26 protein-coding genes and 1 pseudogene are annotated in these 23,982 nt (G+C 39.2%); 14 read left to right on the forward strand and 13 right to left on the reverse strand.

Annotated elements, in window-relative coordinates; translation table 11 throughout:
• The first annotated feature begins 2 nt into the window (after positions 1–2).
• On the forward strand, positions 3–332 hold the full coding sequence (locus tag ACNSN3_RS07690; RefSeq protein ID WP_010390172.1) for a TusE/DsrC/DsvC family sulfur relay protein: 330 nt from the start codon (positions 3–5) through the stop codon (positions 330–332).
• Positions 332–997 carry a pseudouridine synthase gene (locus tag ACNSN3_RS07695; protein WP_418609015.1) on the forward strand — a complete coding sequence of 222 codons (666 nt, stop codon included), beginning with the start codon at positions 332–334 and terminating at the stop codon, positions 995–997. The genes ACNSN3_RS07690 and ACNSN3_RS07695 overlap by 1 nt, the downstream gene beginning before the upstream one ends.
• A gap of 13 nt (positions 998–1,010) precedes the next feature.
• Here ACNSN3_RS07695 and ACNSN3_RS07700 read toward each other — a convergent pair.
• Positions 1,011–2,285, reverse strand: a pseudogene (locus ACNSN3_RS07700) (diguanylate cyclase).
• A gap of 354 nt (positions 2,286–2,639) precedes the next feature.
• Here ACNSN3_RS07700 and mnmA point away from each other — a divergent pair.
• The 5 genes from mnmA (at position 2,640) to ACNSN3_RS07725 (ending at position 7,435) form a co-directional block, all read left to right on the forward strand.
• Positions 2,640–3,740, forward strand: coding sequence for a tRNA 2-thiouridine(34) synthase MnmA (gene mnmA / locus ACNSN3_RS07705; RefSeq protein ID WP_010390175.1), 1,101 nt, complete (start codon positions 2,640–2,642; stop codon positions 3,738–3,740).
• Positions 3,740–4,342, forward strand: coding sequence for a high frequency lysogenization protein HflD (gene hflD / locus ACNSN3_RS07710; RefSeq protein WP_055012553.1), 603 nt, complete (start codon positions 3,740–3,742; stop codon positions 4,340–4,342). Before mnmA ends, hflD begins: the two co-directional genes overlap by 1 nt.
• A gap of 31 nt (positions 4,343–4,373) precedes the next feature.
• Positions 4,374–5,744, forward strand: a complete 1,371-nt coding sequence (gene purB, locus ACNSN3_RS07715; RefSeq protein WP_055012554.1) for an adenylosuccinate lyase — start codon at positions 4,374–4,376, stop codon at positions 5,742–5,744.
• Positions 5,745–5,824: 80 nt separating this feature from the next.
• On the forward strand, positions 5,825–6,967 hold the full coding sequence (locus tag ACNSN3_RS07720) for a JmjC domain-containing protein (protein ID WP_418606899.1): 1,143 nt from the start codon (positions 5,825–5,827) through the stop codon (positions 6,965–6,967).
• Positions 6,968–6,976: 9 nt separating this feature from the next.
• The gene (locus ACNSN3_RS07725; protein ID WP_010390180.1) at positions 6,977–7,435 is read left to right on the forward strand and encodes a GNAT family N-acetyltransferase; all 459 of its coding nucleotides are present in this window, start codon (positions 6,977–6,979) and stop codon (positions 7,433–7,435) included.
• Between the two features lie 33 nt (positions 7,436–7,468).
• Here ACNSN3_RS07725 and ACNSN3_RS07730 read toward each other — a convergent pair whose 3' ends face one another.
• The gene (locus ACNSN3_RS07730; RefSeq protein WP_418606901.1) at positions 7,469–8,686 is read right to left on the reverse strand and encodes a pyridoxal phosphate-dependent aminotransferase; all 1,218 of its coding nucleotides are present in this window, start codon (positions 8,684–8,686) and stop codon (positions 7,469–7,471) included.
• 129 nt (positions 8,687–8,815) lie between these two features.
• Positions 8,816–9,160: an Hpt domain-containing protein gene (locus tag ACNSN3_RS07735; protein WP_010390183.1), complete on the reverse strand. Its 345-nt coding sequence runs from the start codon at positions 9,158–9,160 to the stop codon at positions 8,816–8,818.
• A 131-nt stretch (positions 9,161–9,291) separates the two neighbouring features.
• Between ACNSN3_RS07735 and ACNSN3_RS07740 the strand changes: the two genes are divergently transcribed.
• Both ACNSN3_RS07740 and ACNSN3_RS07745 read left to right on the forward strand, forming a co-directional pair.
• A complete protein-coding gene (locus ACNSN3_RS07740; protein WP_418606904.1) occupies positions 9,292–9,885 on the forward strand; it encodes a tRNA-uridine aminocarboxypropyltransferase in 594 nt (197 codons plus the stop codon).
• Positions 9,886–9,903: 18 nt separating this feature from the next.
• On the forward strand, positions 9,904–10,686 hold the full coding sequence (locus ACNSN3_RS07745; RefSeq protein WP_138687027.1) for a CLCA_X family protein: 783 nt from the start codon (positions 9,904–9,906) through the stop codon (positions 10,684–10,686).
• Between the two features lie 25 nt (positions 10,687–10,711).
• On the opposite strand, the gene dcd is transcribed toward ACNSN3_RS07745, so the two are convergent.
• Positions 10,712–11,296 (reverse strand): dCTP deaminase, encoded by a 585-nt coding sequence (gene dcd, locus ACNSN3_RS07750; RefSeq protein WP_010390186.1) that lies wholly within the window; start codon positions 11,294–11,296, stop codon positions 10,712–10,714.
• Between the two features lie 2 nt (positions 11,297–11,298).
• Positions 11,299–12,375 carry an iron-sulfur cluster carrier protein ApbC gene (gene apbC / locus ACNSN3_RS07755; RefSeq protein ID WP_075169156.1) on the reverse strand — a complete coding sequence of 359 codons (1,077 nt, stop codon included), beginning with the start codon at positions 12,373–12,375 and terminating at the stop codon, positions 11,299–11,301.
• A gap of 177 nt (positions 12,376–12,552) precedes the next feature.
• Here apbC and metG point away from each other — a divergent pair, with 177 nt between their 5' ends.
• Positions 12,553–14,577 carry a methionine--tRNA ligase gene (gene metG, locus ACNSN3_RS07760; RefSeq protein ID WP_041708923.1) on the forward strand — a complete coding sequence of 675 codons (2,025 nt, stop codon included), beginning with the start codon at positions 12,553–12,555 and terminating at the stop codon, positions 14,575–14,577.
• Positions 14,578–14,634: 57 nt separating this feature from the next.
• Here the strand turns inward: metG and ACNSN3_RS07765 are convergent, their stop codons facing one another.
• Together ACNSN3_RS07765 and ACNSN3_RS07770 are read right to left on the reverse strand one after the other, a co-directional pair.
• Positions 14,635–15,312 (reverse strand): hypothetical protein, encoded by a 678-nt coding sequence (locus tag ACNSN3_RS07765; protein ID WP_418606907.1) that lies wholly within the window; start codon positions 15,310–15,312, stop codon positions 14,635–14,637.
• A gap of 159 nt (positions 15,313–15,471) precedes the next feature.
• A complete protein-coding gene (locus tag ACNSN3_RS07770; RefSeq protein ID WP_055012563.1) occupies positions 15,472–15,657 on the reverse strand; it encodes a hypothetical protein in 186 nt (61 codons plus the stop codon).
• A 136-nt stretch (positions 15,658–15,793) separates the two neighbouring features.
• Between ACNSN3_RS07770 and ACNSN3_RS07775 the strand changes: the two genes are divergently transcribed.
• Positions 15,794–16,324, forward strand: coding sequence for a Tll0287-like domain-containing protein (locus ACNSN3_RS07775; protein ID WP_418606909.1), 531 nt, complete (start codon positions 15,794–15,796; stop codon positions 16,322–16,324).
• A gap of 24 nt (positions 16,325–16,348) precedes the next feature.
• On the opposite strand, the gene ACNSN3_RS07780 is transcribed toward ACNSN3_RS07775, so the two are convergent.
• Complete coding sequence (locus ACNSN3_RS07780; RefSeq protein ID WP_055012565.1) at positions 16,349–16,855, reverse strand: DUF2937 family protein; 507 nt, start codon at positions 16,853–16,855, stop codon at positions 16,349–16,351.
• Between the two features lie 395 nt (positions 16,856–17,250).
• Here ACNSN3_RS07780 and ACNSN3_RS07785 point away from each other — a divergent pair, with 395 nt between their 5' ends.
• Entirely contained in the window at positions 17,251–17,964 is a 714-nt protein-coding gene (locus ACNSN3_RS07785; protein WP_055012566.1) for a flagellar brake domain-containing protein, read from the forward strand.
• A gap of 59 nt (positions 17,965–18,023) precedes the next feature.
• Here the strand turns inward: ACNSN3_RS07785 and lepB are convergent, their stop codons facing one another.
• The 5 genes from lepB to aceK form a co-directional block, all read right to left on the reverse strand.
• Positions 18,024–18,674: a signal peptidase I gene (gene lepB, locus ACNSN3_RS07790; protein WP_138622367.1), complete on the reverse strand. Its 651-nt coding sequence runs from the start codon at positions 18,672–18,674 to the stop codon at positions 18,024–18,026.
• Positions 18,675–18,797: 123 nt separating this feature from the next.
• Entirely contained in the window at positions 18,798–19,052 is a 255-nt protein-coding gene (locus ACNSN3_RS07795) for a DUF2999 family protein (protein ID WP_008113615.1), read from the reverse strand.
• A gap of 87 nt (positions 19,053–19,139) precedes the next feature.
• A complete protein-coding gene (locus ACNSN3_RS07800; protein WP_418606912.1) occupies positions 19,140–20,102 on the reverse strand; it encodes a zinc-binding dehydrogenase in 963 nt (320 codons plus the stop codon).
• A 19-nt stretch (positions 20,103–20,121) separates the two neighbouring features.
• On the reverse strand, positions 20,122–20,514 hold the full coding sequence (locus ACNSN3_RS07805) for a hypothetical protein (protein ID WP_010390199.1): 393 nt from the start codon (positions 20,512–20,514) through the stop codon (positions 20,122–20,124).
• A 46-nt stretch (positions 20,515–20,560) separates the two neighbouring features.
• Positions 20,561–22,351: a bifunctional isocitrate dehydrogenase kinase/phosphatase gene (gene aceK / locus ACNSN3_RS07810; protein WP_418606913.1), complete on the reverse strand. Its 1,791-nt coding sequence runs from the start codon at positions 22,349–22,351 to the stop codon at positions 20,561–20,563.
• A gap of 117 nt (positions 22,352–22,468) precedes the next feature.
• On the opposite strand from aceK, the gene ACNSN3_RS07815 reads away from it, so the two are divergent.
• On the forward strand, positions 22,469–23,416 hold the full coding sequence (locus ACNSN3_RS07815; protein WP_418606915.1) for a LysR family transcriptional regulator: 948 nt from the start codon (positions 22,469–22,471) through the stop codon (positions 23,414–23,416).
• Between the two features lie 109 nt (positions 23,417–23,525).
• A complete protein-coding gene (locus tag ACNSN3_RS07820) occupies positions 23,526–23,972 on the forward strand; it encodes a hypothetical protein (RefSeq protein ID WP_055012570.1) in 447 nt (148 codons plus the stop codon).
• Positions 23,973–23,982 lie beyond the last annotated feature (10 nt).

The following is a 23,982-nucleotide window of genomic DNA, read 5'->3' on the forward strand; positions in this document are numbered from 1 at the left end:
CCATGTTGGAATTTAATAATCAAACAATAGACACTGATAAACAAGGTTATTTGCTAGATCATACTGTTTGGTCAAAAGAGTTAGCCAATGTTATTGCAGAGCAAGAAAACATCACATTAACTGAGCAGCATTGGGAAGTTGTTAACTTTGTGCGAGAGTTTTATCTTGAATATAACACTAGTCCAGCCATTAGAATGTTAGTCAAAGCCATGGCTAAAGCACTCGGTGAGGATAAAGGGAACAGCATGTACTTATACAAACTTTTTCCTAAAGGGCCAGCCAAACAAGCAACTAAAATTGCGGGTTTACCTAAACCTGCACGGTGTATTTAATGAAGCATAAAACTGAACATTCGCCCTCCTCAAAGGGTAAGCGCAATACAGGCCGTACTTACTCTCGAAGTGGTATCAATAAAAGGACAGTAAAAAGACCAATAAAGCCGGCAATAGCGCAGAGCGATAAAAAAGTCATTTTATTTAATAAACCTTATGATGTTCTTTGCCAGTTCACTGACGATCAAAATAGGCAAACATTGGCTGATTTTATTCCTATAAAAGATGTTTACGCAGCAGGTCGTTTAGACAGGGACAGCGAAGGGTTGTTGTTATTAACAAACTGCGGCAAGTTACAAAATACGCTCACAGCGCCTGGTAAAAAAACCAACAAAACCTATTGGGTTCAGGTTGAAGGGACCCCAACACAAGCATCTATCGATGCTTTAAATAAAGGTGTCGAACTAAAAGATGGCATCACCTTACCCGCTGAAGTATCTTTAATGGATGAACCAGCGCTTTGGCCAAGGACTCCTCCAGTGCGAGAGCGTAAATCAATACCTACATCATGGCTAAGTATTACAATTAACGAAGGCAGAAACCGTCAAGTTAGACGTATGACAGCTCATGTTGGCCATCCTACTTTGCGTTTAATTCGCTACAGTATCGGTAAATACACGCTAGAGGGAATAAATAGCGGAGAATTCAAAGATATTGATAATTAACCATCAAGTTGCGTTAATTATCTGTAGCTAACGCAATACAATTTCTTCCTTGTTTTTTCGCGTAATAAAGTGCGTTATCTGCTTGTTTAAAAAATTGTGCATGATCGCTATCGTGTTCATGCTCTATGGTGTTTATTCCCATACTGACAGACAATAGTCCTGTAAAGCTGTCTTTGTGGGGAATGGCCATTTTTTCAATCGATTTTTGTATTTGTTCGGCAATAAATAATGCCCCTTGCTTACCTGTTTGAGGTAACAGCACGACAAACTCTTCTCCTCCGAATCGCGCTACAAAATCTTCTGGCCTGCAGACGGTTTCAGCTAATTTTTGCGCAACTTGAAATAAACATTTATCTCCTTCGAGATGACCATATCGGTCGTTATACTTTTTAAAATTATCGATATCAATAATGATCATCGAAAGCTCACGATGCTCGTTCGATAACTTGTTAAATTCAGACGTTAGTTTTTCATCAAAGCGCCGCCTGTTGGCTATTTTAGTGAGTGAGTCTAAAAACGCCATATCACTGAGTATTTCTTGAGTTTTTAAACGCTCAGTAGCATCGTTGAATATAGCAATAAATTCTCCTTCAACACTGATACCAGAAACTTGCATCACAATCTCACTGCCATCTTTACAAGAAATCCTGTAATCATTAGCTGGAATATCATCATTATTTTGATTGGCTTGCTCAAGTGACTCCTGCCATAACGTTTGTGCAAATGTTCTGTAATCTTTTTCAGGGTAGGCTAATTTCCACCAAACATTAAGATTAGGTACGTCTTGTAACGTGTAACCAAATACATCAATAAAACGTTGGTTCACTTTTAAAATATCACCAGTTACCATACAAACATCACATACCGGTAAGGGTAGAATCGTGAATAACCGCGCATAATGACTCAGCTCATGCTTGCGCATAGGGTGTTGGGTAGTGCTTATAACATTATAGTCTTGTTCTTTGTTTTCACGTTCAAGCGATACATTCATTGAAGCGACAAAATGCCACTCTACCCACCATTTCTCTAACTGGCTTAAAATTGCCTTTTGTTATGATTTTAAAGAGCCTAAAGAGGATTCTATAAGCCTAAACAGCTCAACAATCGGATTAGGCTCTTGATAAAGATAGGGAGCTGGCACAGTTATAATGTCATAAAATAACTTATAAGCTGATTCTTTGAATTGCTGTAGTGAATAATCGTCTTCAAAAGTAAGATTTGACACCGTTTTTTCGGACGCATCCAGCACAAACGACTTAACCAAATGTGATTGCGAGGCGTAATTCATATATTCATTCCATTGATTATATTTTAGGTTATTTAAGTATTTACGTGTTTAGATACTAATTAAGATATGGTAGGTAATCTCAAATGTAAAGTTTTGTTAATGAAGAATAGCGCTACGTAATTAAATACGACAAAAGCAACTTACAAAGTATGAAGCCATCAATATAATCCATCCCTTTTCATTAGCCTAAAAATGAGTAAATTACACACCAAACTACGCCTTACTAACCATTGGATGGAAAAAGTTACAACAAAATCTATTCAATCCCCCATCCTCTCTTTAAGCACCAACAAAATACATGCTATAATCGCGGCCTTTCCAAGTTAACAGTAATCTGTATAAGCGAAATTATTCATGAGCGAAAATAGTCACATTAAAGTCATCGTTGGTATGTCCGGCGGGGTTGATTCTTCTGTATCTGCATATTTACTAAAACAGCAAGGCTACCAAGTAGAAGGCTTGTTTATGAAGAACTGGGAAGAAGATGACAATGATGAATATTGCGCTGCTGCTGAAGATTTAAAAGATGCACAAGCTGTATGTGACAAGTTAGGCATTGAACTTCATACCGTTAATTTTGCTGCTGAATACTGGGATAATGTATTTGAATACTTTTTAGCAGAATACAAAGCGGGTCGTACACCCAACCCAGATATAATGTGTAATAAAGAAATAAAATTTAAAGCGTTTTTAGAGTTTGCTGCGCAAGCACTTGGTGCTGATTTTATTGCAACTGGTCATTATGTGCGCCGGGAGCTTCGCGATGACAAATATGTAATGTGCCGAGGCCTAGACGATAACAAAGATCAAAGCTACTTTTTGTATACACTAAGCCATGAGCATATTGCGCAAACACTATTTCCTGTCGGAGATATTGCCAAACCAGAAGTACGCCGCATTGCTGAAGAACAGGATTTAATTACTCATGATAAAAAAGACAGCACCGGCATTTGTTTCATTGGCGAGCGTAAATTCAAAGATTTTCTGCAAAAGTTTTTGCCTGCACAACCTGGAGTAATTGAAGACACCGATGGTAACAATGTAGGTGAGCATGAAGGCTTGATGTATCACACCCTTGGCCAGCGTAAAGGTTTATTAATTGGTGGCATGAAAGAAGGCTCGGGCGAACCATGGTACGTGGTAGATAAAGATATAGAACGAAATGTTCTTGTTGTTGGTCAAGGTAAAGATCACCCTCGCTTGTACAGTAACGGCCTTAATGCAAACCAATTACACTGGGTAGATCGTGTTGGCCCGCAAGGTACAACTCGCTGCACCGTTAAAACTCGCTACCGTCAAGAAGACTTAAGCTGTACATTACTCGTTGGAGAAGATGGTATGGCACGCGTATTGTTTGATGAGCCGCAAAAAGCCGTTACCCCAGGACAATCCGCCGTATTTTACGCTGATGAAGTCTGTTTAGGCGGTGGTATTATTGATTCGGTGATTAAGTAATGAATCAACATCAAGTCATGGCACTTGCTGCCATGTGCCAAGTAGCAAAACAAGTACAAAAGGTTGCTCAATACGGTCGTTGTGATGAACATGACTTATCAACGTTGTTATCAAGTATTGTGCAAACCTCACCCGCCTCTCCTGAGGATGTATACCAAGGCACACAAAATTTGCGTGATGGCTATAAAACATTAATGGCACAACTGAGTGCCGGTGCTCAAAAAGATGTTGAAATAGTTAAATACGTGGGTGGCTTAATGCAGTTAGAGCGAGCCCTTAGTGCCAATAGTAAGAGCCTCAATGAATTAGGTAAACGTATTGATGATATTCATCGTCGTTTAGATCATTTTGCTATTACCGATGACAGTGTTGTTGCCGGTTTAGCAGATATATACTCGTCGGTGCTAAGCCCCCTTGGGCACCGAATCCAGGTTTATGGTAAACCCGAGTTATTAAAACAGCAGCTCACTCAAAACAAAATCCGTGCGTTACTTTTAGCCGGCATTCGTAGTGCAGTATTATGGCGTCAAATGGGCGGCAAACGTCGTCATTTCTTTTTTGCAAAAAGAAAAATTCTCGCCATTGCTAAAACAAAAATTTAATTATCGTTCAAACTAAAATTTAGGAGTTATTATGGAGCTTTCAGCGTTAACGGCTATCTCTCCGGTTGATGGTCGCTACGGCAGCAAAACCACTGAACTACGCAGTATTTTTAGCGAATTTGGATTAATCAAATACCGCGTAACCGTTGAAGTGCGTTGGTTGCAAGCGTTAGCTGCAGCAAGCGATATAAAAGAAGTCCCAGCTTTAAGCGAGCAAGCAAACGGACTATTAAATGCTATCGTCGATAACTTCTGTGAAGCCGATGCGCAGCGTGTTAAAGACATTGAACGCACCACTAACCATGATGTAAAAGCCGTAGAGTACCTACTAAAAGAAAAAGTAGCTGATAACGCTGAATTACATGCCATTAATGAATTTATTCACTTTGCATGTACATCTGAAGATATTAATAATCTATCTCACGGTTTAATGTTAAGTGAAGCACGTAACAATGTTATTTTACCTTATTGCGATGAGCTATTAAGCGCAATTAAAGAAAAAGCTGTTGAATACAAAGCCATTCCAATGATGACTCGTACGCATGGGCAACCTGCAACCCCATCAACTATGGGTAAAGAGTTTGCAAACGTATACATGCGTTTAAAGCGTCAACGTGATCAAATTGCCCAAGTAGAAATGCTAGGCAAAGTAAATGGTGCTGTAGGTAACTACAATGCTCACCTAAGTGCTTACCCTGATTACGACTGGCATACTCACGCAGATAAATTTGTAGCTAGCCTAGGTTTAACACTTAACCCGTTTACCACACAAATTGAACCGCATGACTACATTGCAGAACTATTTGATGCTATTGCGCGTTTTAATACTATATTGCTCGATTTTGACCGCGATATGTGGGGATACATTGCGCTTAATCACTTCAAGCAAAAAACCATTGCTGGTGAAATTGGCTCATCAACTATGCCACACAAAGTAAACCCTATTGATTTTGAAAACTCAGAAGGTAACTTAGGTTTAGCTAATGCCATATTAGGTCACTTAGCGCAAAAGCTGCCTGTTTCTCGTTGGCAACGTGATTTAACTGATTCAACCGTATTACGTAATTTAGGTGTAGGTATGGGTTATGCTGTTATTGCATACCAATCTACACTTAAAGGTGTAAGCAAGCTAGAAGTTAACGAACAACGTTTAGCCGATGAGCTTGACCAAAACTGGGAGCTACTAGCAGAGCCAATCCAAACAGTAATGCGTAAATACGGCATCGAAAAGCCATATGAAAAGCTAAAAGATTTAACGCGTGGTAAACGTGTAAATCAAGAAATTATGGCTGATTTCATTGATGGTTTAGATTTACCAGACGCTGCAAAAGCAGAAATGAAAAAGCTAACCCCAGCCAACTACATTGGTCGCGCTGTTGAGTTTATTGATGATTTAGTTTAATTACTCAAATCTACTAATAAAAAGCGAAAGGTACCTGCCTTTCGCTTTTTTCATTTAGGTCTTAACGTTATAGGCATTCTATGTATCAATTAAAAATAAATGAATTATCTGAGCAAGCGTTTTTAAATCAATATTGGCAAAAAAAGCCACTGTTAATCAAAAGAGGTTTTAGTGACTTTAAAGACCCTCTTGATGCCAATGAACTGGCAGGCCTTGCCATGGAAGACAGCATAGAGTCGCGTATTATAACCAACCATAACCAGCAATGGCAGTCCCATCAAGGGCCGTTTGAAGATTTTGAAATACTCACCGATGAGCACGCTACTTTATTAGTGCAAGCAGTCGATCATTGGCACCCAGAAGCCGCACAATTGCTTGAACCATTTCGTTTTATTCCTAACTGGCGTATAGATGATTTAATGATCAGCTACTCAACTCCTGGCGGTGGTGTTGGACCACACTTGGATCAATATGATGTATTTATTATTCAAGGAGAAGGCAAACGCCATTGGCGAGTAGGCTTACCTGACGCCTCATTAAAACAATTTGCTCAAAATAAAAGCTTGTTACAAGTTGAAGCCTTCACCGCAGTAATTGATTGTGTTTTAGAGCCTGGTGATATCTTGTACATACCACCAGGTTGTCCACATGAAGGCTATGCCATTGAAAATGCTTTAAACTACTCGGTCGGATTTAGAGCGCCTAATCAACAAGATTTACTGTCTAGTTTTGCAGATCATATTATTGACACAGAAAGCGGCCAAAAGCGTTACACGGATCATACCCTCGCGCTACGTGATTCAAAAGGTGAGCTTACGCAAAGCGAAGTTGATAAAGTAAAAACGTTAATGCAGGCTTTAATAGAAAACGACAGCTTATTTAAAAATTGGTTGGGAAACACATTAAGTCAACCTAAGCATGATATGGATTTAGCGCCTGAAGAAAACCCGTTTAGTACAGCTGAAATTATGCAACAACTTGACAGTGATATGACATTTGAGCGTCTTGGTGGCACGCGTGCAATTTACCAATGCATAGGTGATGAGCTGCTTTTAAGTGTTAATGGCGAAAACTACTCTTTACCGCTATCTGATTTAGAGGCTGTAAAACAGCTAACTGATTTTATTGAATTTGATAGCAGCTTGCTGAATTCAACCACACCTAGCCTAGATTTTATCGAAACCTTTACTACACTGGTTAATGAGGGTATTTGGTTTAGCTAGGAGGAGGCTATGGTTTATACTGTTGACAAAGTTGATTGGCAAAGTGAAAAAGATCAACTTCAACAAATAAGAGAGCGTGTTTTTGTTTACGAATTACATATTCCAAAGAATATTGAATTTGATAGCTTAGATGCGCTCGCTCAACATATTCTGGTTACCGATAATATGCACTCACCTGTTGCCACAGGTCGATTATGTAATGATGGTTTAATAGGAAGAATTGCCGTACTACCCCAGCACCGCAATCGCAACGTTTATAAATCTCTACTTAATTTCATTGTAAAGCTTGCCGCAGAGCAAGGTATTGAGGCTGTCAGTATTAACTGTATTTTAAATGAAGTAGAACGATTCAAAAATAACGGCTTTACTGTGCAAGGGCACGTTTTTATGGAAGCTGGCATTCCAAGACAGAGAATGGAATGCCCCATCACATGCTTTGAAACACGGCCATTTACTTTAGTGCATTAACCAAAAAACGAGCCATTTGGCTCGTTTTTTACTTTATTCTTGTCGGTAATCTTTGAAGAACCGCTGCATTTTCATCATCGCACTGCTTAAATCATCTTTATTAGGTAAAAACACCAATCTAAAATGATCGGGATCTGGCCAGTTAAAAGCGCGCCCATGTACTAATAATATTTTTTCTGCCTTTAACAAGTCAAACATCATTTGTTCATCATTTTTAATATTAAACAATTTTGTATCAACTTTGGGAAATGCATACAGCGCCCCTTTTGGCTTTTTACAGCTTATCCCCTCAATTGTATTTAATCCACGCCAAGCAATATCTCGTTGCTCGTATAAGCGGCCTCCGGGGTCAATTAAGCTATCAATGGATTGTACCCCACCCAATGCTTGCTGAATGGCATATTGAGCAGGGACGTTTGCGCATAAACGCATTGAGGCAAGAATATCGAGGCCTTTAATTAAATCTGTCATTAAGGCAGTGCGCCCGCTTAGCACCATCCAACCCATTCTAAGACCAGCGGCGCGATATGTCTTAGCTAAACCGTTAAACGTAATAATGGGAATATCGTCGCACAATGCACCAATAGAAGTATGGGTAACGCCGTCGTACAGAATTTTCTCGTATATTTCGTCACTTAACAGTAAAAGCTTGTGCTCTCGGGCAATGTTGATCAATTCTTCAAGCAAGGCATCACTGTACACTGCCCCTGTTGGATTATTAGGGTTTATTAACACCAATGCTTTAGTTTTCGAGGTGATTTTGCTTTTAATATCATCAATATCAGGAAACCAATCTTGCTCTTCATCACATAAATAGTGAACAGGGTTACCGCCTGCTAACTTTACCGACGCAGTCCAAAGCGGATAATCGGGTGCAGGAATTAATACTTCATCGTCATTATTTAACAACGCTTGAGTGACCATTTGAATCAGTTCACTCACACCGTTACCAATGTAAATATTATCAACGTCTAAGTTGTGTAAACCACGCTGTTGGTAATGTTGATAAATAGCAACACGCGCAGAGTAAAGCCCTTTAGAATCACAATAGCCTTGAGCAGAATATAAATTACGAATAATGTCGCGGTGCATATCTTCTGGCATATCAAAACCAAACGCCGCGGGGTTACCAATATTAAGCTTAAGTACTTTTTGGCCCTCATCTTCCATTTTTTTAGCTTGCACTAAAACGGGGCCACGGATGTCATAACAGACGCCGTCTAATTTATGACTCTTTTTTATTTCTGACATTGTTACCTCTAAAGAGCAAGTTAGCCTTAAGACTAACTCAGTAAAGCCGTGAATTACTAGGGGAAATTAAGCGCTTAAAACTGAAAAAAATTCACGTTAACACTTTATTCTGTTCTTCATTAAACGGGTTTATCGCTGAGCGTGCCACTCATTTAATTTTGCTTGCGAGCCAGTAACTTGCGCCATTAAATTATTTGCTGCATCAACAGCCTGCTCGTCATTCCCATTATTTAAATTATATTCAATTAAACGTGCTACCTCGGCTAAACTTGCCGCTCCAAATTGAGCCGCATTTGATTTAAGGCTATGAGAATGGCGAATTGCAGCCTCTTTATCTTGGCCAAGCGCTGCAATAGTTTCGTTCCCTAAGCGCTCAAATTCCGCACAACAAAATTCCAGCGTATCTGGAAATTGTTCACCTAATAGCGATTCCATACTTTCTAAAGCGGATTCGTCGATACTGATTTCTGTCATATTGATGCCCTATAATGCGTTCCTGCAATTTATACTTCATCTCTTACTCTATATCTAAGCACAAAAAAAACCAACTTTATTAATGCAAAAATGTATAATTAAGTTAAATGTATTAATCGAATGGTTAGCTTATGGCACGTGCCCTTTGTGAACGCTGTAATTTTTCGCTAAGCACCTGTATTTGCAATGCAATCACCTGTGTTGATAATCAAACTGAGGTTGTTGTGTTACAGCACCCCAGTGAAGCAAAAATTAGTAAAAATACGGCACAGTTATTGGCATTAAGTTTAACGCGATGCAAAATAATTATAGGCGAAAATAATCAAGATTTTGCTTGCTTGCAAAAGCTGCCACTCAGCTCGACCGTGTTACTCTATCCAAACGAGGACGCAATTGAGTTAGATGTAGCCAATAACAGTGAAAACGTGCGACCCATTACACATTTAATAGTGCTCGATGGTACATGGAATAAAGCCTTTAAAATTTTGCAATTAACCCCACTATTACAACAGTTTAAAACAGTAAGCTTTCGCCAAATTCCCACTAACCGTTATACTATTCGTAAAGCCCCAAGAGCAGATAGCTTGTCAACGCTAGAGGCCGTAGCGCATAGTTTATCGCTTATTGAAGCACTCAATCCGGCGCCGTTGTATGATTTATTAGATGAATTAATTACCAAACAAACCCAACATATGCCCGCTCACGTAAAAGCACGTTACCTGTAATTAAAAATGAAATAACCAATGCGTAATACCCCTTCTCGATTAAAGCGTGGATTTTCACGCCAAGGCCCTGACTATCGTTTTGACGACCAAGTTGATTTTAGCGATATTAGAACGACTTTTGGTTTTCGTTCGATGGTAGTTGGTAAATGGGTGACTAAAGAAGAGCGATTTATTAGTGCCAATCTAATTTATGATGCGCTAGCTGATTTAGCGCAAATTTTACATTTACCGCCAACAGCAATTGGCCTTCGCGGTAAGCTTAACTTTGCCTTTGGTCACGGTGGGCAAAAAGGCGTGCAAGCACACTATAATGCTTACGATCAAACTCTCGCACTGGCAAAAAACGCAGGCGGCGGTGCTTTAGCCCATGAGTGGTTTCATGCATTTGATCATCATATTAGTGAGCATTTATTTAAATCAAAAACCCGCTTTGGTTTCGCCTCTAAGTTATGGTTATCAAACTCTCCCGATTTGAGCCATCCACTTAATGATGCACTTAATCAATTTTATAAGCAGGTATTTTTAGAACAAAACGGTGAAGATGCGAATGAATTTGTACAACGCTGTATCGCGTTTGATAAGAAGCACAAGCAACAATACATGAGTATGCCAGAGGAGCTTGCAGCTCGTTGTTTTGAAGCATGTATAAACCAGCATCAAACAATCAAAAACAGTTTCTTAGTCAGCGGGTTAAGTAATAATAGTTTAATTTATCCTGAGTTAAAGCACACATTACACGCCAATGAAGCACTTAACCATTATTTTCAACTATTAGGTTATGTGCTTCATCAACAAACATAGTAATCGTTTCTAAAAATCAGAATTACTATTTATCATCACTGATACGACTTGCCACCGCGCTATTCTGATCTTTATATTTGGCATCAACACGGGTGTTATACGGGTTTTCACATGGACCGGTGAGCGTTTCAAAGCTCATTGCACCAATCTTCATCATGGGTCTAAGTGCAAGTGGCAGTTTACCCGAGTTATAAAACTCTAAAACAATATTACCACTCCAACCAGGGTCAATTCTGTGTGCGGTTACATGCACCATTAAACCTAAACGTGCCAGCGACGAACGCCCATCTAACCAGCCAACGATGTCTGCAGGCAGGGTTACTTTTTCATAGGTTATTGCTAATGCAAGCTCGCCGGGGTGTAAAAAGAATGCTTCGCCTTCATCTAGTACAATTTCGTCGCTCATAATTGATTCTAAGGCTTTATTAAGCTGATCTTTTGGACCACTTAAGTCAACAAAAGCGGCATTATGGGCATGAAAAGTTCTAAACTTATTACCTAAGCGAAGATCAGCGGTAACCCCTGAAATCATTTCACTGGTCGGGGCGGGCTCAATAACAATGCGCCCGTCGTTTAAATATTCTTTTATATGTGTATCTGAAAGTCTCATTTTTAATCTTCCGTAATCACAACTTCAATCGCGTTGTGATGTTGTTGATAATAAAGCGTACTGGCGATGAGCCGTGCGGCTGCACTGTAAGTTTCACTTATAGCTGCATTTGCATCATTGGCAATCAATTTACCTTGTTCAGAGGATTCTCTGATATTAATCGCAAGCGGAATATGTGAAAGCACAGGAACACCATGCTTCAAGGCTAATTTTTGTGCGCCATCTTTACCGAATACATGATTAGCTTCACCGCAATGCCCGCAAATGTAATGGCTCATATTTTCAATTAAACCAAGCACTGGCACGTTTACTTTATTAAACATAGCAATGCCTTTTTGCGCATCTGCCAACGCTAAGTCTTGTGGCGTTGTAACAATTACAGTGCCACTGGCAGGTACTTTTTGGCTCATGGTTAATTGAATATCGCCAGTGCCTGGGGGCATATCGACGATTAAGTAATCAAGCTCACCCCAATCGGTTTCATTTAATAGCTGACTAAGCGCGCCTGAGGCCATAGGGCCGCGCCATACAGTTGCATCGTCGCTAGGCACTAAAAAGCCTATAGATTGCGCTTTAATACCGCTGGCATCAAATGGTTGTAATTGTTTGTTGTCTTTAGTGACAGGCTCACTGCCTACCAAACCTAACAACATAGGAATAGACGGACCATAAATGTCGGCATCTAAAATGCCTACTTTAGCGCCCTCGTTTTTAAGCGAACCGGCAAGATTTACAGCCGTAGTAGATTTGCCTACCCCGCCTTTGCCTGAGGCAACTAAAATAATGTGCTTTATGGCTTTAAATTTCGCAGGCTCTTTAAGTGCCACAACCGCACTTACATTTACCTCGATTTTAAGTCGCTCAGCTAAAAAATTAGCAACATGCGGCATTTCAGATTGCGCGGCAAAAGGAAGAGTGAGTTTAACAATAATTGATTTATCGGTGTTTTGAGTAATATCAGCAATAAAATCTTGCTCAATACCCACAGCAAAAGCGGCACTGCGATAGGCCGCTAAAGCAGAAATAATCGGTTGTTTTTGCACCGATTTAGCAGAGAATAGTTTCGACAGTCCAAACATAGCAATAAAATAGCGTTTCTTTGATGAAAAGTGCCACGGAATTATGTAACATTCAGGGCATTAACACCAGTCAATTAGTAAATATCAATAAGCAGTGTACTCTGTTACTACCGCGCTTATCGATAATGTAATAATTTTCATCTGTTCCTAGCTAGGAACGCTTAATTTGGAATGATTATGGCACAGCGAAAGATCCTGATTACTAGCGCATTACCTTATGCCAATGGCCCTACCCATTTGGGGCATTTATTAGAGTATATTCAAACTGATATTTGGTCGCGTTTTCAAAAACTACAAGGCCACGAAGCATACTACGTGTGCGCCGATGATGCTCATGGCACACCTATTATGCTTAATGCGCAAAAGCAAGGGATCACGCCAGAGGAAATGGTTAAAAACGTTAGCATAGAACGCCAACGAGATTTTGCTGATTTTAATATCAAATTTGATAATTACCACAGCACTCACAGCCAAGAAAATAAAGAATTTAGTGAGCTTATTTATAACCGCCTTAACGATGCCGGTCATATTAAAAAGCACACTATTTCTCAGTTATTCGATCCAGAAAAAGGTATTTTTCTGCCAGACCGCTTTGTTACTGGCACCTGCCCTACCTGTAAATCAGAAGATCAAAATGGTGATAGCTGTGATGCCTGTGGCGCAACTTATAGCCCAACAGAGCTAATCAACCCACGCTCTGTCATGTCGGGTGCTGAGCCTATTTTAAAAGATTCTGAGCATTACTTTTTTGACTTACCAGCCTTTGAAGGCATGCTTAAAGAATGGCTACACTCAGGCACAATCCAGCAAGAAATGGCGAACAAGCTAGATGAGTGGTTTGCCGATGGTTTGCAGCAGTGGGACATAAGCCGTGATGCACCTTATTTTGGTTTTGAAATTCCAAACGCACCAGGTAAATATTTTTACGTATGGCTAGATGCGCCTATTGGTTATATGGCGAGCTTTAAGAACTTATGTGACAAACAAGGCATCGACTTTGATGCGTTTTGGCAAGAAGGGTCTGACGCTGAGCTTTATCATTTTATTGGTAAAGACATTATCTATTTCCACAGCCTGTTTTGGCCTGCGATGTTAGAAGGCGCTCAATTTAGAAAGCCTACTAACGTATTTGCTCATGGATTTGTTACGGTTAATGGCGCGAAAATGTCTAAATCAAAAGGCACGTTTATTAAAGCGCGTACTTATTTAGATAACCTAGATCCTGAATTTTTACGTTATTACTACGCAGCTAAACTTAATAGTGGTATTACTGATTTAGACTTAAACCTAGAAGATTTTGCACAGCGTGTAAATTCAGACTTAGTGGGTAAAGTAGTTAATATTGCGAGCCGTTGTGCTGGCTTTATTACTAAAAAGTTTGACGGTAAGTTAAGCGACACAATTATGGAACCACAGCTGCTTGCTGAATTCCAAAACGCCTCAGCCACTATTACTGAACATTACGAAAATCGTGAATACAGCCGCGCAATCCGTGAAATTATGGCGCTTGCTGATAAAGCAAATCAATTTATTGATAATGCTGCGCCTTGGGTGCTTATTAAAGACGAGTCTAAGCAAGAAGAAGCGCATCAGGTATGTTCGTTAGGACTTAACCTATTTCGCGTGCTGATCACTTACTTGAAGCCTGTACTGCCTGGTATGGCGACAAATGTTGAAGCCTTTTTAAATGATGAGCTTACATGGCAAGGTGTGCAAACTGCACTAATAAGCCACCCTATCAATAAATTTAAGCCGTTAATGCAACGTGTTGAAATGGACAAAGTGAATAAAATGGTTGAAGAATCAAAAGAAAGCTTAATCGCTGAAAAAGACAAAATCGATCCTAATAGCCCACTGGCAAAAGAGCCTATCGCAGCTGAGATTGAATTTGATGACTTTGCAAAAGTAGATTTACGCGTTGCTAAAATTGCTAAAGCAGAGCACGTAGAAGGTGCTGACAAACTGCTTAAGTTAACTCTTGATTTAGGCGGCGAAACACGCCAAGTATTTGCAGGCATTAAATCAGCCTACGCACCAGAAGACATCGAAGGAAAGCTAACCGTGATGGTTGCTAACCTTAAACCACGTAAAATGCGCTTTGGAATGTCTGAAGGCATGGTACTTGCCGCAGGCCCGGGCGGTAAAGAAATATACATTCTTAACCCAGACGATGGTTCAGAGCCTGGTATGCGAGTAATGTAAACTCTGCGCTAGTTTAAAAAAGCCGCTAAATATTTAGCGGCTTTTTTATTGTTGACGTTATTTAGCTAAGGCGACTACTTTTGCCAAATGAATCACTAAGCATTGGGAGCTAATATAGATAAACCAATTTATATAGCGCACCTGAGGATAAAAACCTTGCCCTTGGTTACCATAAATCCAAAAAGCACCAATAATGGCATCGGCCAATGCAGCAAGGAAAAGCCCTAAGCTCACCCACATTATTGATTTGGGCGCATGAAACCCACCATAAGCAATAACCAACATAAGGCCCATAAGCGCCACGGCAGTTACCACCACACTATAAACGCCGGTCATAGCTAAAATAGGTATACCAGCCCCATCAAGGTACATAGTAGCGAGCGACGTAGCACTTATCACCAGTACAACAAGCATAAAAAGTATGCTTTTTAATTGCGATATAGCTTGCTGCCTTTTATAGGCCAACACACAGGCTAAAAATAAAAGGCTATAGCCAGGTGCAAAAAATAAAATTGAATCAATTAAGTAGTCATGCTTTATTAACGTTGCATAGCGATGATAGTGCTGGGATAGGTTAAAGTTAATCACATCCCCTACTGTGCACAGCATTAAAGCTGCGCTACATAGAACCGCTATAAAGCGTAACTGCTTATCTTTAAACTGATGAAATACCCAAGCAGAAATTGCCACACTATTAAACATCAGCAAACACAGCGAGCTCACTGTTAAGAACAATAAAATTTCTTTATTGTTAGGTGTAAAAAGTCCTATCAACATCACAACCAAAGCGCATAGCCAAGCAATAAAAGAAATAACTTGATGAGGGTGTTTTATAGTTATGTAATTGATTGCACTATCCAAGTTTGAAATTCATAAATTTAATTTAGCAAATTATTATCGCTTAGGGTTTATTTTTTTATGCCCCGTTTGCATTTCTTTTTGTGTTTTTAGCCGACATTGTGCCAACTGCTCAAGTCGAATAGCTTTAATTGCCGCCAAGGGGTCATCAGCACTAAGTCCACCAGCATCATAGGTGTTTTGTTGATTTATTACTTTATTATCATCTTGTTTAGTATACATATTATTCTCACTTGGGACCGTTTATCGATTTTAGCCACGGTACATCGAATAAAAAAGTGCTGAAACACTGTACGATTTAGTTGAAAAATACCTGACACTCTATATATTAGTAGTTACTAATATTAAGGGGTGTATTATGCGCATTATTTTACTTTTTTCCAGTTTATTTATTTCATCCGCTGCTTTTGCTAACAATGTTGACGATGCGCGCAAAACTATTAAGGCATTTTCAACTGATTTAAAACAGATACTGGTTAGCACCATGCAACAAAATGGACCTATAGCGGCGATTAATGTATGTAATACAGCCGCACCCGCTATCACTTCACAACACAGCAATAGTGCATGGCAAATTAGCCGCAGTGCGTTAAAAACACGTAACCCAGATAATCAACCCGATGAATGGTTAAGAAATGTTTTATTAAACTTTGAACAACGTAAGCTCAATGGCGAGCCTATAGCAAAAATAGAACACCAAACACAAAGGTCAGATGGCTGGTATTTTATAAAAGCGATCCCCACTCAAAAGGCGTGTTTAGCATGTCATGGCAGTGACATTGCCCCCGCAGTTTCTAAAAAAATAGCGACTTTATACCCTAATGATCAGGCAACTGATTTTAAACTGGGTGACATTCGTGGCGCATTTGTAGTTAAAAAAGCCGATTAAAAAGCACCAACAGTAATTACGTCATTAAGCATTAGCTGCGTTTCGTTTTCTTTGGGCAACATATAAAGTATACGGCAACATTACGAGCTGATTTAATATGATAGCTAATATCAGCGCAAACAATAATGCACTGGTGGTTAAAGGGATCCCTAACTTAAAGTTATTGAGTGTATTTTGTAATCTTTCAAAACGATCAGGGGAGAATATATACAGCAATTTTTGCACTAAATTACCTTGCTCAAATAGCTTCATACCTTGATTTAAGTCTGCGAATAGCATCAAGGTTTGCTGTTTTTGTTCTGCATCGGCTCTAACACTCGGTTCCGTGTTTTCTAAATGACGGTTTATCATTGCTTGTGTGCTAGAAAATTTATATTGCTTTGCTGTATCTGCATAGCCATCAACTTGCCACTTGGTCGCATGATACAAGCCCGCTAAATGTTGTTGGTAATGATCACTTAGCTGCGGTAGTTGCAATGCAATAATAAAAGCGCAAGCAAATATTAATTTATCGAACATGTTAACGATCATCATAATCCTTTGTGCTGCTCTAATTTAAACAGATAGATGGTGTTACTATGCTATACCATTTACTTAGTTAAGTGACTTACTTTTATGTAGATAAATTTTATCGAGAGAAAGGTAAATAGTTATTTCAAGCTCGTAAATAATAATCCTTAACGTGATAAATGGTAGTATAAGTATGATTTCAATACCAAAGCGCTAAGTTTTTATTGATCACCTTAATGTTTACCTGTTGCTAAAATAGCAACATTTCTGTAGATAAAACCCCGTGAATAGCTGAAATACTTACTAGAACGAGCATAAAGTATTAATACCTAATTCTAAATGCCCTCTTTAATACTAGTGATTTTTACACTATATTAAAAGATAATTAAGCGTCTGTTAATATTGAGAAAGAGTTTGTGGAAGCGAATAAAAATAATACCACTGTTGAAGAGAAAGCAACTGAAGATCAAAAAAAGTTTTTCCTCGATTTACTTCCAGGGAAATTAATTGATATACAATTTAACAACCCTATTCAGGTTCGCTTTAAACTCACTTTAATCGGCTACGACACCGGTAAATATTTAATATTAAAATACCCTGCTCAAGCAGGTAAAAACGACTACAGCGATATTTTAGTTGAAGGTAATGGCGCCATTGTTCGTTATATCATCGAAGATGAGCGCGGTGAATGTGTGGCTTTTTCTACCAGTATATTAGCGATTTCATTTCGCCCTGAACGGTTAATTTATCTAGCGTACCCTAAAAAAATCGAAAGCCGTCAATTACGTGAAACTAGCAGACTACCGACTCATATTCCAGCTAAAATAAGTTTACACAAAGGTGATATAGACGCCGATAATAAGAGCTTATTGCATGGGTTAATCATTGATATTTCACCCAGTGGCTGCCGTTTTGCGATACATGTAAGCTCTGGATTTGTAGCGCTAAAAAAACGCCAAGTATTTGTGCATATTTTGTCACCGATAGACAATAAGTCTGTCATAGTCACGTCCTATATCAGAAATAATCAAATGAAGGGGAATCGCCTTAGTGTTGGTATCGAGTTCGATGCATCAGAGCAAACTAAGCTAAATGAGCTACTCGAAGCGTATTCAATTGATATAGACTAGAAAAATCACAACGAATTAAGGCTAACACCTTATGGTTAGCCTTGCTAACAGCAGTTCTATTACTCTAAAGGTTTTAAAAATCTCTCTGTTCTAGGTAAATAATAGTTATCGTAATCAAGCGATACAATCACACGCTCGGCTTTACCTAGTAATTCATCACGTGGGATAAGCCCTATTACTCTAGAATCAGCACTATTATCACGGTTATCACCCATGGCTAAATAGTAGTGTTCAGGAATTGTTATTTCATCAAAGCTCGATAAACGTGATGGTGTATTACTAACGCGGATTGAATGCTTATAACCATTTAAGTTTTCTATTTTATCTGAAGCAGTCGTATTACTTTGCAAATGTGTGTAATTAAGCTTTTCGCCGTTGATTATGAGTTCATTATTTTCAAGTACAATAGTATCTCCAGGTACACCTATTACTCGCTTAATCAAACGGTTATCCGCTACTTTCGAGTCAAATACAATAATATCGCCAGTTTGTGGGTCCCCCATTCTCAACAGGGATACATGCGTGAATGGTATACGTAAATCATACGCCATTTTATCGGTAAGGATTCGGTCGCCTTCTTCAATAGTCGGTTTCATAGAACCTGTTGGTACTTCATACCAATCGGCGACGGCACTTCGAAACACACTCATTAAAATAATGAATACAATTAAAGAACGATTATTTTTCCAAAATTTATAAAGTCGCTTCATGTTTTGTCTCTGCTATGGGTTAAGTATTTATTTGACTGTATAAACGCAGAGCCGTTCAAAGGAGTGTGTAACAAAACATGTTTAATGATAGAGACATGCATAAAACATGTCTCTAAAGGTGGTTTACTGCTGATTTAACTTGTCTTTCGCTTCTTGTACTTTTGCAAAATCAAGACCTAATTCATCAGTGGCTTCTTTAATCAAATGCGGTTGAGTCATCACCACAGCCATTAGTTGCTGAAGCTTTTCAGGTGGTATACCCAGCTCTTGCACTAATGCCATGGCCATCATTGGGTTTTGGGTAAATGCTTCAAACAACGCAGCTACTTTTTCATCACTAACGTTGTGCTCTTTTAATATTGCAATAATTGGATTCATTATTTGCCTTAATATTTTATAGTGTTCACTAAATTATATGGGCGCACAGCCTAATTAACAATATTAATCCCGCTGTGCTTGCTTATATCATTCAACCAGTAGCACAACTTTACCTGAGTTTTCATTACCCTCTAAAATGGCATGAGCCTCACTGGCTTGCTGCCATGACATGGTTTTATAAATATTAAAGTCATAGTTCTGATTGGCAATATCATCATAAAAACGCGCGACAAAGGCATCTCTCAGAGCCCGTTTAAACTCAATACTGCGATTACGTAGCGTTGATGCATGAAACGAAATCCGCTTTTGTAATAAACGTGCAAAGTCTACCTCTGCAAAGCGCCCGTCTAAAAATGCCAGCATAATAATCTGACAATCCATCGCGGCCACTATAGCATTTTTATTTAAATAGCTACCAGAAACAGGGTCAACAATTGCGTTTGCAGTTAGCTTATTTGATTTCATATACTCAACAAAATCAGTGGTTTTATAATTAATTACGTGGTCAGCACCCAACCTTTTAGCATGTTCACACTTTTCATCCGAACCCGCGGTAATCACTACTTGTGCACCAGCACTTTTTGCCATTTGAATAGCAGCCCCACCAACACCACTGGCACCGGCATGAATAAGCGCCGTTTGCCCTGATTGTAACTTGCCTAATTCAAATAGCGCACCAAAGGCTGTTAAATACACTTCGCTTATAGCGGCACCTTGCGCCATAGAGATATGATCGGGCAATATCATTAACTGCTGCGCATCTACTGCGACGTATTCACTGTAAGCGCCACCAGCACATAAAGTAAAAATACGCTTACCGAGCCATTTAGGGTCTACCTCACTGCCAAGCTCACACACGGTGCCTGCACACTCAAGTCCTAAAATAGGGCTATCCCCTTCAGGAGCAGGATACTTACCTTGACGCTGCATACAATCAGCGCGGTTAACCCCAATCGCTGCCACTTTTACTAGCACTTCATTGTTATTAACCTTTGGTTTATCGGTTTTCGAAAACGCTAACTGCTGCTCATGATGTGAAATGTACTGCATAAGTCTCCTTGTATTGGGTTTATTTGATTTTTCGCCACACTTCGGCTTCAACTAGCTGGCCATTTTCTGTAAGAGAATGATGCCACAAATTCCCTTCAACTTTATAATCAAAAGCCATGGTTTTACCCATCAATGATGCAATATTGCCATACTCAAAGGTTTCAATAAATTGCCCATCGGTTAATTGGTACTGGCCACCACCAGCATAACTAAATTGGCCATTTTTTTCTGTGATATAGCTAAAGTGTGTTGCTGTTACTAATTTGATTGAAGTTATCTCTGGGGCTTTAGCGCTGACAAACCCATCTTCTACCGCGTATTTTCCTTGAACAAACTCCCACGTACCTAATAGGGGATTGGCAAATACAGAGTATGGCAATAAAACTAAGCAAGCGAATATAGTAAATTTCATCATAATCCTTATCGTGTTAACTGTGCCTGAAGAAACCAACTCAGCGTTAATTTACTGACATAGTATTAAAACGCCAACTTTGCTTATAAGGGTATACATCTGGAAGCTGGCCTTGCTCAATTCCTTGCTGGATCATTTGCCAGTACTTTGCCGTAAATAAATCACTATGGTAATGATTAAAGTGGTTAAACGCACTGTTACTGGCACTAAAAAACACTTTAAATTGACTGGGAAATATATCATTTTGGTCAATATCAAAATAGCTGTGTGAGCTTAATTCTTCTAACGCGTTTTGTGTATTTGGCACGTCTCTAAAATTGCAATCGGTGAGAGGGCAAATTTCATCATAATCATAAAATACTATTCGCCCCCAACGTGTTACGCCGAAGTTTTTCATCAGCATGTCACCAGCAAAAATATTTGCACTGGCAAGCTCTTTTATCGCTTTACCATAATCAAGCATCACTTGCTGAAGTGATTTACTATTACATTGATTGATATACAGGTTGAGCGGTGTCATTTTTCGCTCAACGTAAACATGCTTTAGTATTAAGGCTTTGCCGGAAATGACTAAGCTATCGCCAATGTGTTTTTTCATTTCTATTAGCAGTTCATCACTAAAACGGCTTAAGTCAAATGCAAGGTATCTAAACTCATGAGTGTCAACTAATCGCCCTACTCTGTCAGCTTGTTTTACAAAGTTATATTTATCTTTTACTTGTTGTTTAGTTGCTGTTTTTGGGGCACTAAACTTATCTTTTATTACCTTGTATACATAATCTAGGCCGTCAATGGTAAAAACTAGCATCACCATACCCGGAGTCCCTGGCGCTAGATGATACGTGTATTCCTCGGGACTACTTTTAGTCGTATCTACCTTATAACGATAAAACTCGGTTTTGGCATGTTTGATGAAACCAATCGCATTGAATAATTCAAAACGTTGTTTGTGAGGCATTAACACACTGAGGTAGTCAACATAACGGGCAGGTTGGTCGGTATCTACCATAAAATAGGTACGTGCGAAGCCAAATAATAAGCTTAGTTGATCAGCCCCCATCATTACAGCATCAATTGTAAGCCCGTCAGAGGTATTTAAAATTGCAATTGCAAAAGGCATGTTATCGCCATTTTTGGCAATACATCGCCCTATGACATAACACGCCTTATTGCGATAAAAATGCGAGTTAGCATATTCGATATAACCATCATTTAAGTTTATTAATTCGTATACTTGTCGACATTGCTGCTGAGCACCTTGCGTTAACGTTGCTTGTAACTTAGTTAAATCACTACTTAAATCTTTAAAGGGGACTCTAAACACTTGCTCATTTAATAAGGCTTTAATTGCCTGATCAAACCCTTCTTTTAAGGAGATACGACTTACAAGCGCTTCATAAGAGCGCGGCTGCCCTCGGTATTTTGCTTTTAATACAAATAAGTGAACTGTGCGAATTTTTTTATCATCCCAAATAGCGCCAAAAGTAGAATTAAAAAATGTATGCGCAATGGGCTGGTTTTCATGCTCTTTTACCATCTCACCATAAATATTTTTTGCCCGCTGCCATGTTTGAGGGCAATCCAATTCATCATAAGCAATCACTCTAACGGCTTCACTTACTTGCTTTACTAAGCGCTCATACACTTGTAAGCGCTCTCGCATTGCTGCTTGCACCTCATGATACTGGCGTTGTTCAAAGCGACTTTGTGCCCCTAAGGTGATATTTAAAAATTGTGCAAACATAGCCTCAAAGCCTGCAAATATCGCTCGGGCTAACTTAGTGGCGACCACGGTTTGTACCGGATTATGTTGAGAGGTTAATGACGTGCTTGGCATGATTTAGGCGCTTCTATTTTTAGCAATTATGCTGATTATTTTTTATTAGAGGTTTACACCTTAGCAAGCACACTTTAATTTAGGTAATTAATACAGCAAATAAATAAAATTGATCATATGAATATAAGAAATGTCGACCTCAATTTACTCGTCTATTTAAATGTATTAATAGATGAAAAAAGCGTATCAAAAGCAGCTAATAAGCTTGCTTTAACTCAACCAGCGATGAGTAATGCGTTAAAACGTTTAAGAGATTTATTTGATGATCCTTTGCTGGTACGAGCTGCGGGCTCTATGACTCCCACAGCCAAAGCACTGTCACTCAAACCTGAAATTGAAGCGCTGCTTAAAATGGCAGAGGAGATCACTCAGCCAAGTGAGCATTTTAACCCAGCAACTGCACAGGTTACATTTCGTATCATGGCAAACGATTATTTAGAATCGACTCTAATTGCCCCCTTTATTTGCGAGCAACTAGCTAAAAACCCGGGCATTGACTTTGATGTGCTCAGTCCCAGTGATGTAAATTTACAAGATATGGAAAAAGGGACTATCGATTTGGCAATAAATCGTTTTAATGGTCTGCCGCGCTCTTTTCATCAAGCGACTGTATGGCGAGATAATTATTGTTGTTTAACCCACCCAAAAAATGATTTTTTAACGCATGCTAACTTAAATCAATACCTACAAAGCGAACATATATGGGTTAACCGCGCAGGCTGGGGGCCTGAGCCCGCAGTGACCAATAAGTCAGGAAAACAAAAATTAGGCTGGGTAGATGAAGCTTTGTGGCAATTAGAACAAACCCGTAAAATACGCGTATTTACTCGCCATTACATGATTGCCAGCTTACTGTGTCAATCTGAGCAACTCATAGCTACGCTGCCGCGTCGTCAAGCAAAGCTATTAACCAGTCATACTAATTTAGTGATTAGCCCAGTACCATTTCAGGTCGTCCCTATAGAAGTAAAAATGATTTGGAGCCCGTTATTACACCACACACCAGCGCATCAATGGCTTAGACGTGAGTTATTAGCGTTCGCAAATACAGTGGTTGATAGATAACACATTAAAATATTGATTAAATCAATATCAATTATTGAAAACAACAATTTCATTAATATTATACTTAGCGCTACAGTGAAGTTAAGCCAACAAACTAAGAGTAATAATTATGCAAACATCAGCAAGCTTCACACAACAAGACGGGTTATTCATTGATGCAAATTTACATCACTTCATTGAACAACAATTATGCCCAAATACGCCGCTTGAGACGGGTCACGTTTACCAGTCACTTGCCACATTAGTTGATGAATTCGGCTGTAAATGTCGTAAAAATAAACATCAAGAAAACGATACTCTTGACGTAAACACTTTATTGAGTGCCTATCAACGTAAAAGCCACCCTCATTGCCATGTTGATGCACAAACAACTGAAGCCGTATTAGATGAATACTGCTGTCAAGTACCTGCCATTATTGTAGTTGCGTTAATGGACACGCTCAGTGGCACTGTATGTGACGAGCCAAGTGCACATGAGCTTTATCACAGAGCAGCAGAGCTAACAGAGCGTCCATGTGTTCATCGTCAAGCAGCCACTAACGCTTCAGCAGCTTAACAATGCAGTC

This window comes from Pseudoalteromonas sp. US3C1004 (assembly GCF_048401065.1).
In the GTDB taxonomy this organism is placed as follows: domain Bacteria; phylum Pseudomonadota; class Gammaproteobacteria; order Enterobacterales; family Alteromonadaceae; genus Pseudoalteromonas; species Pseudoalteromonas undina.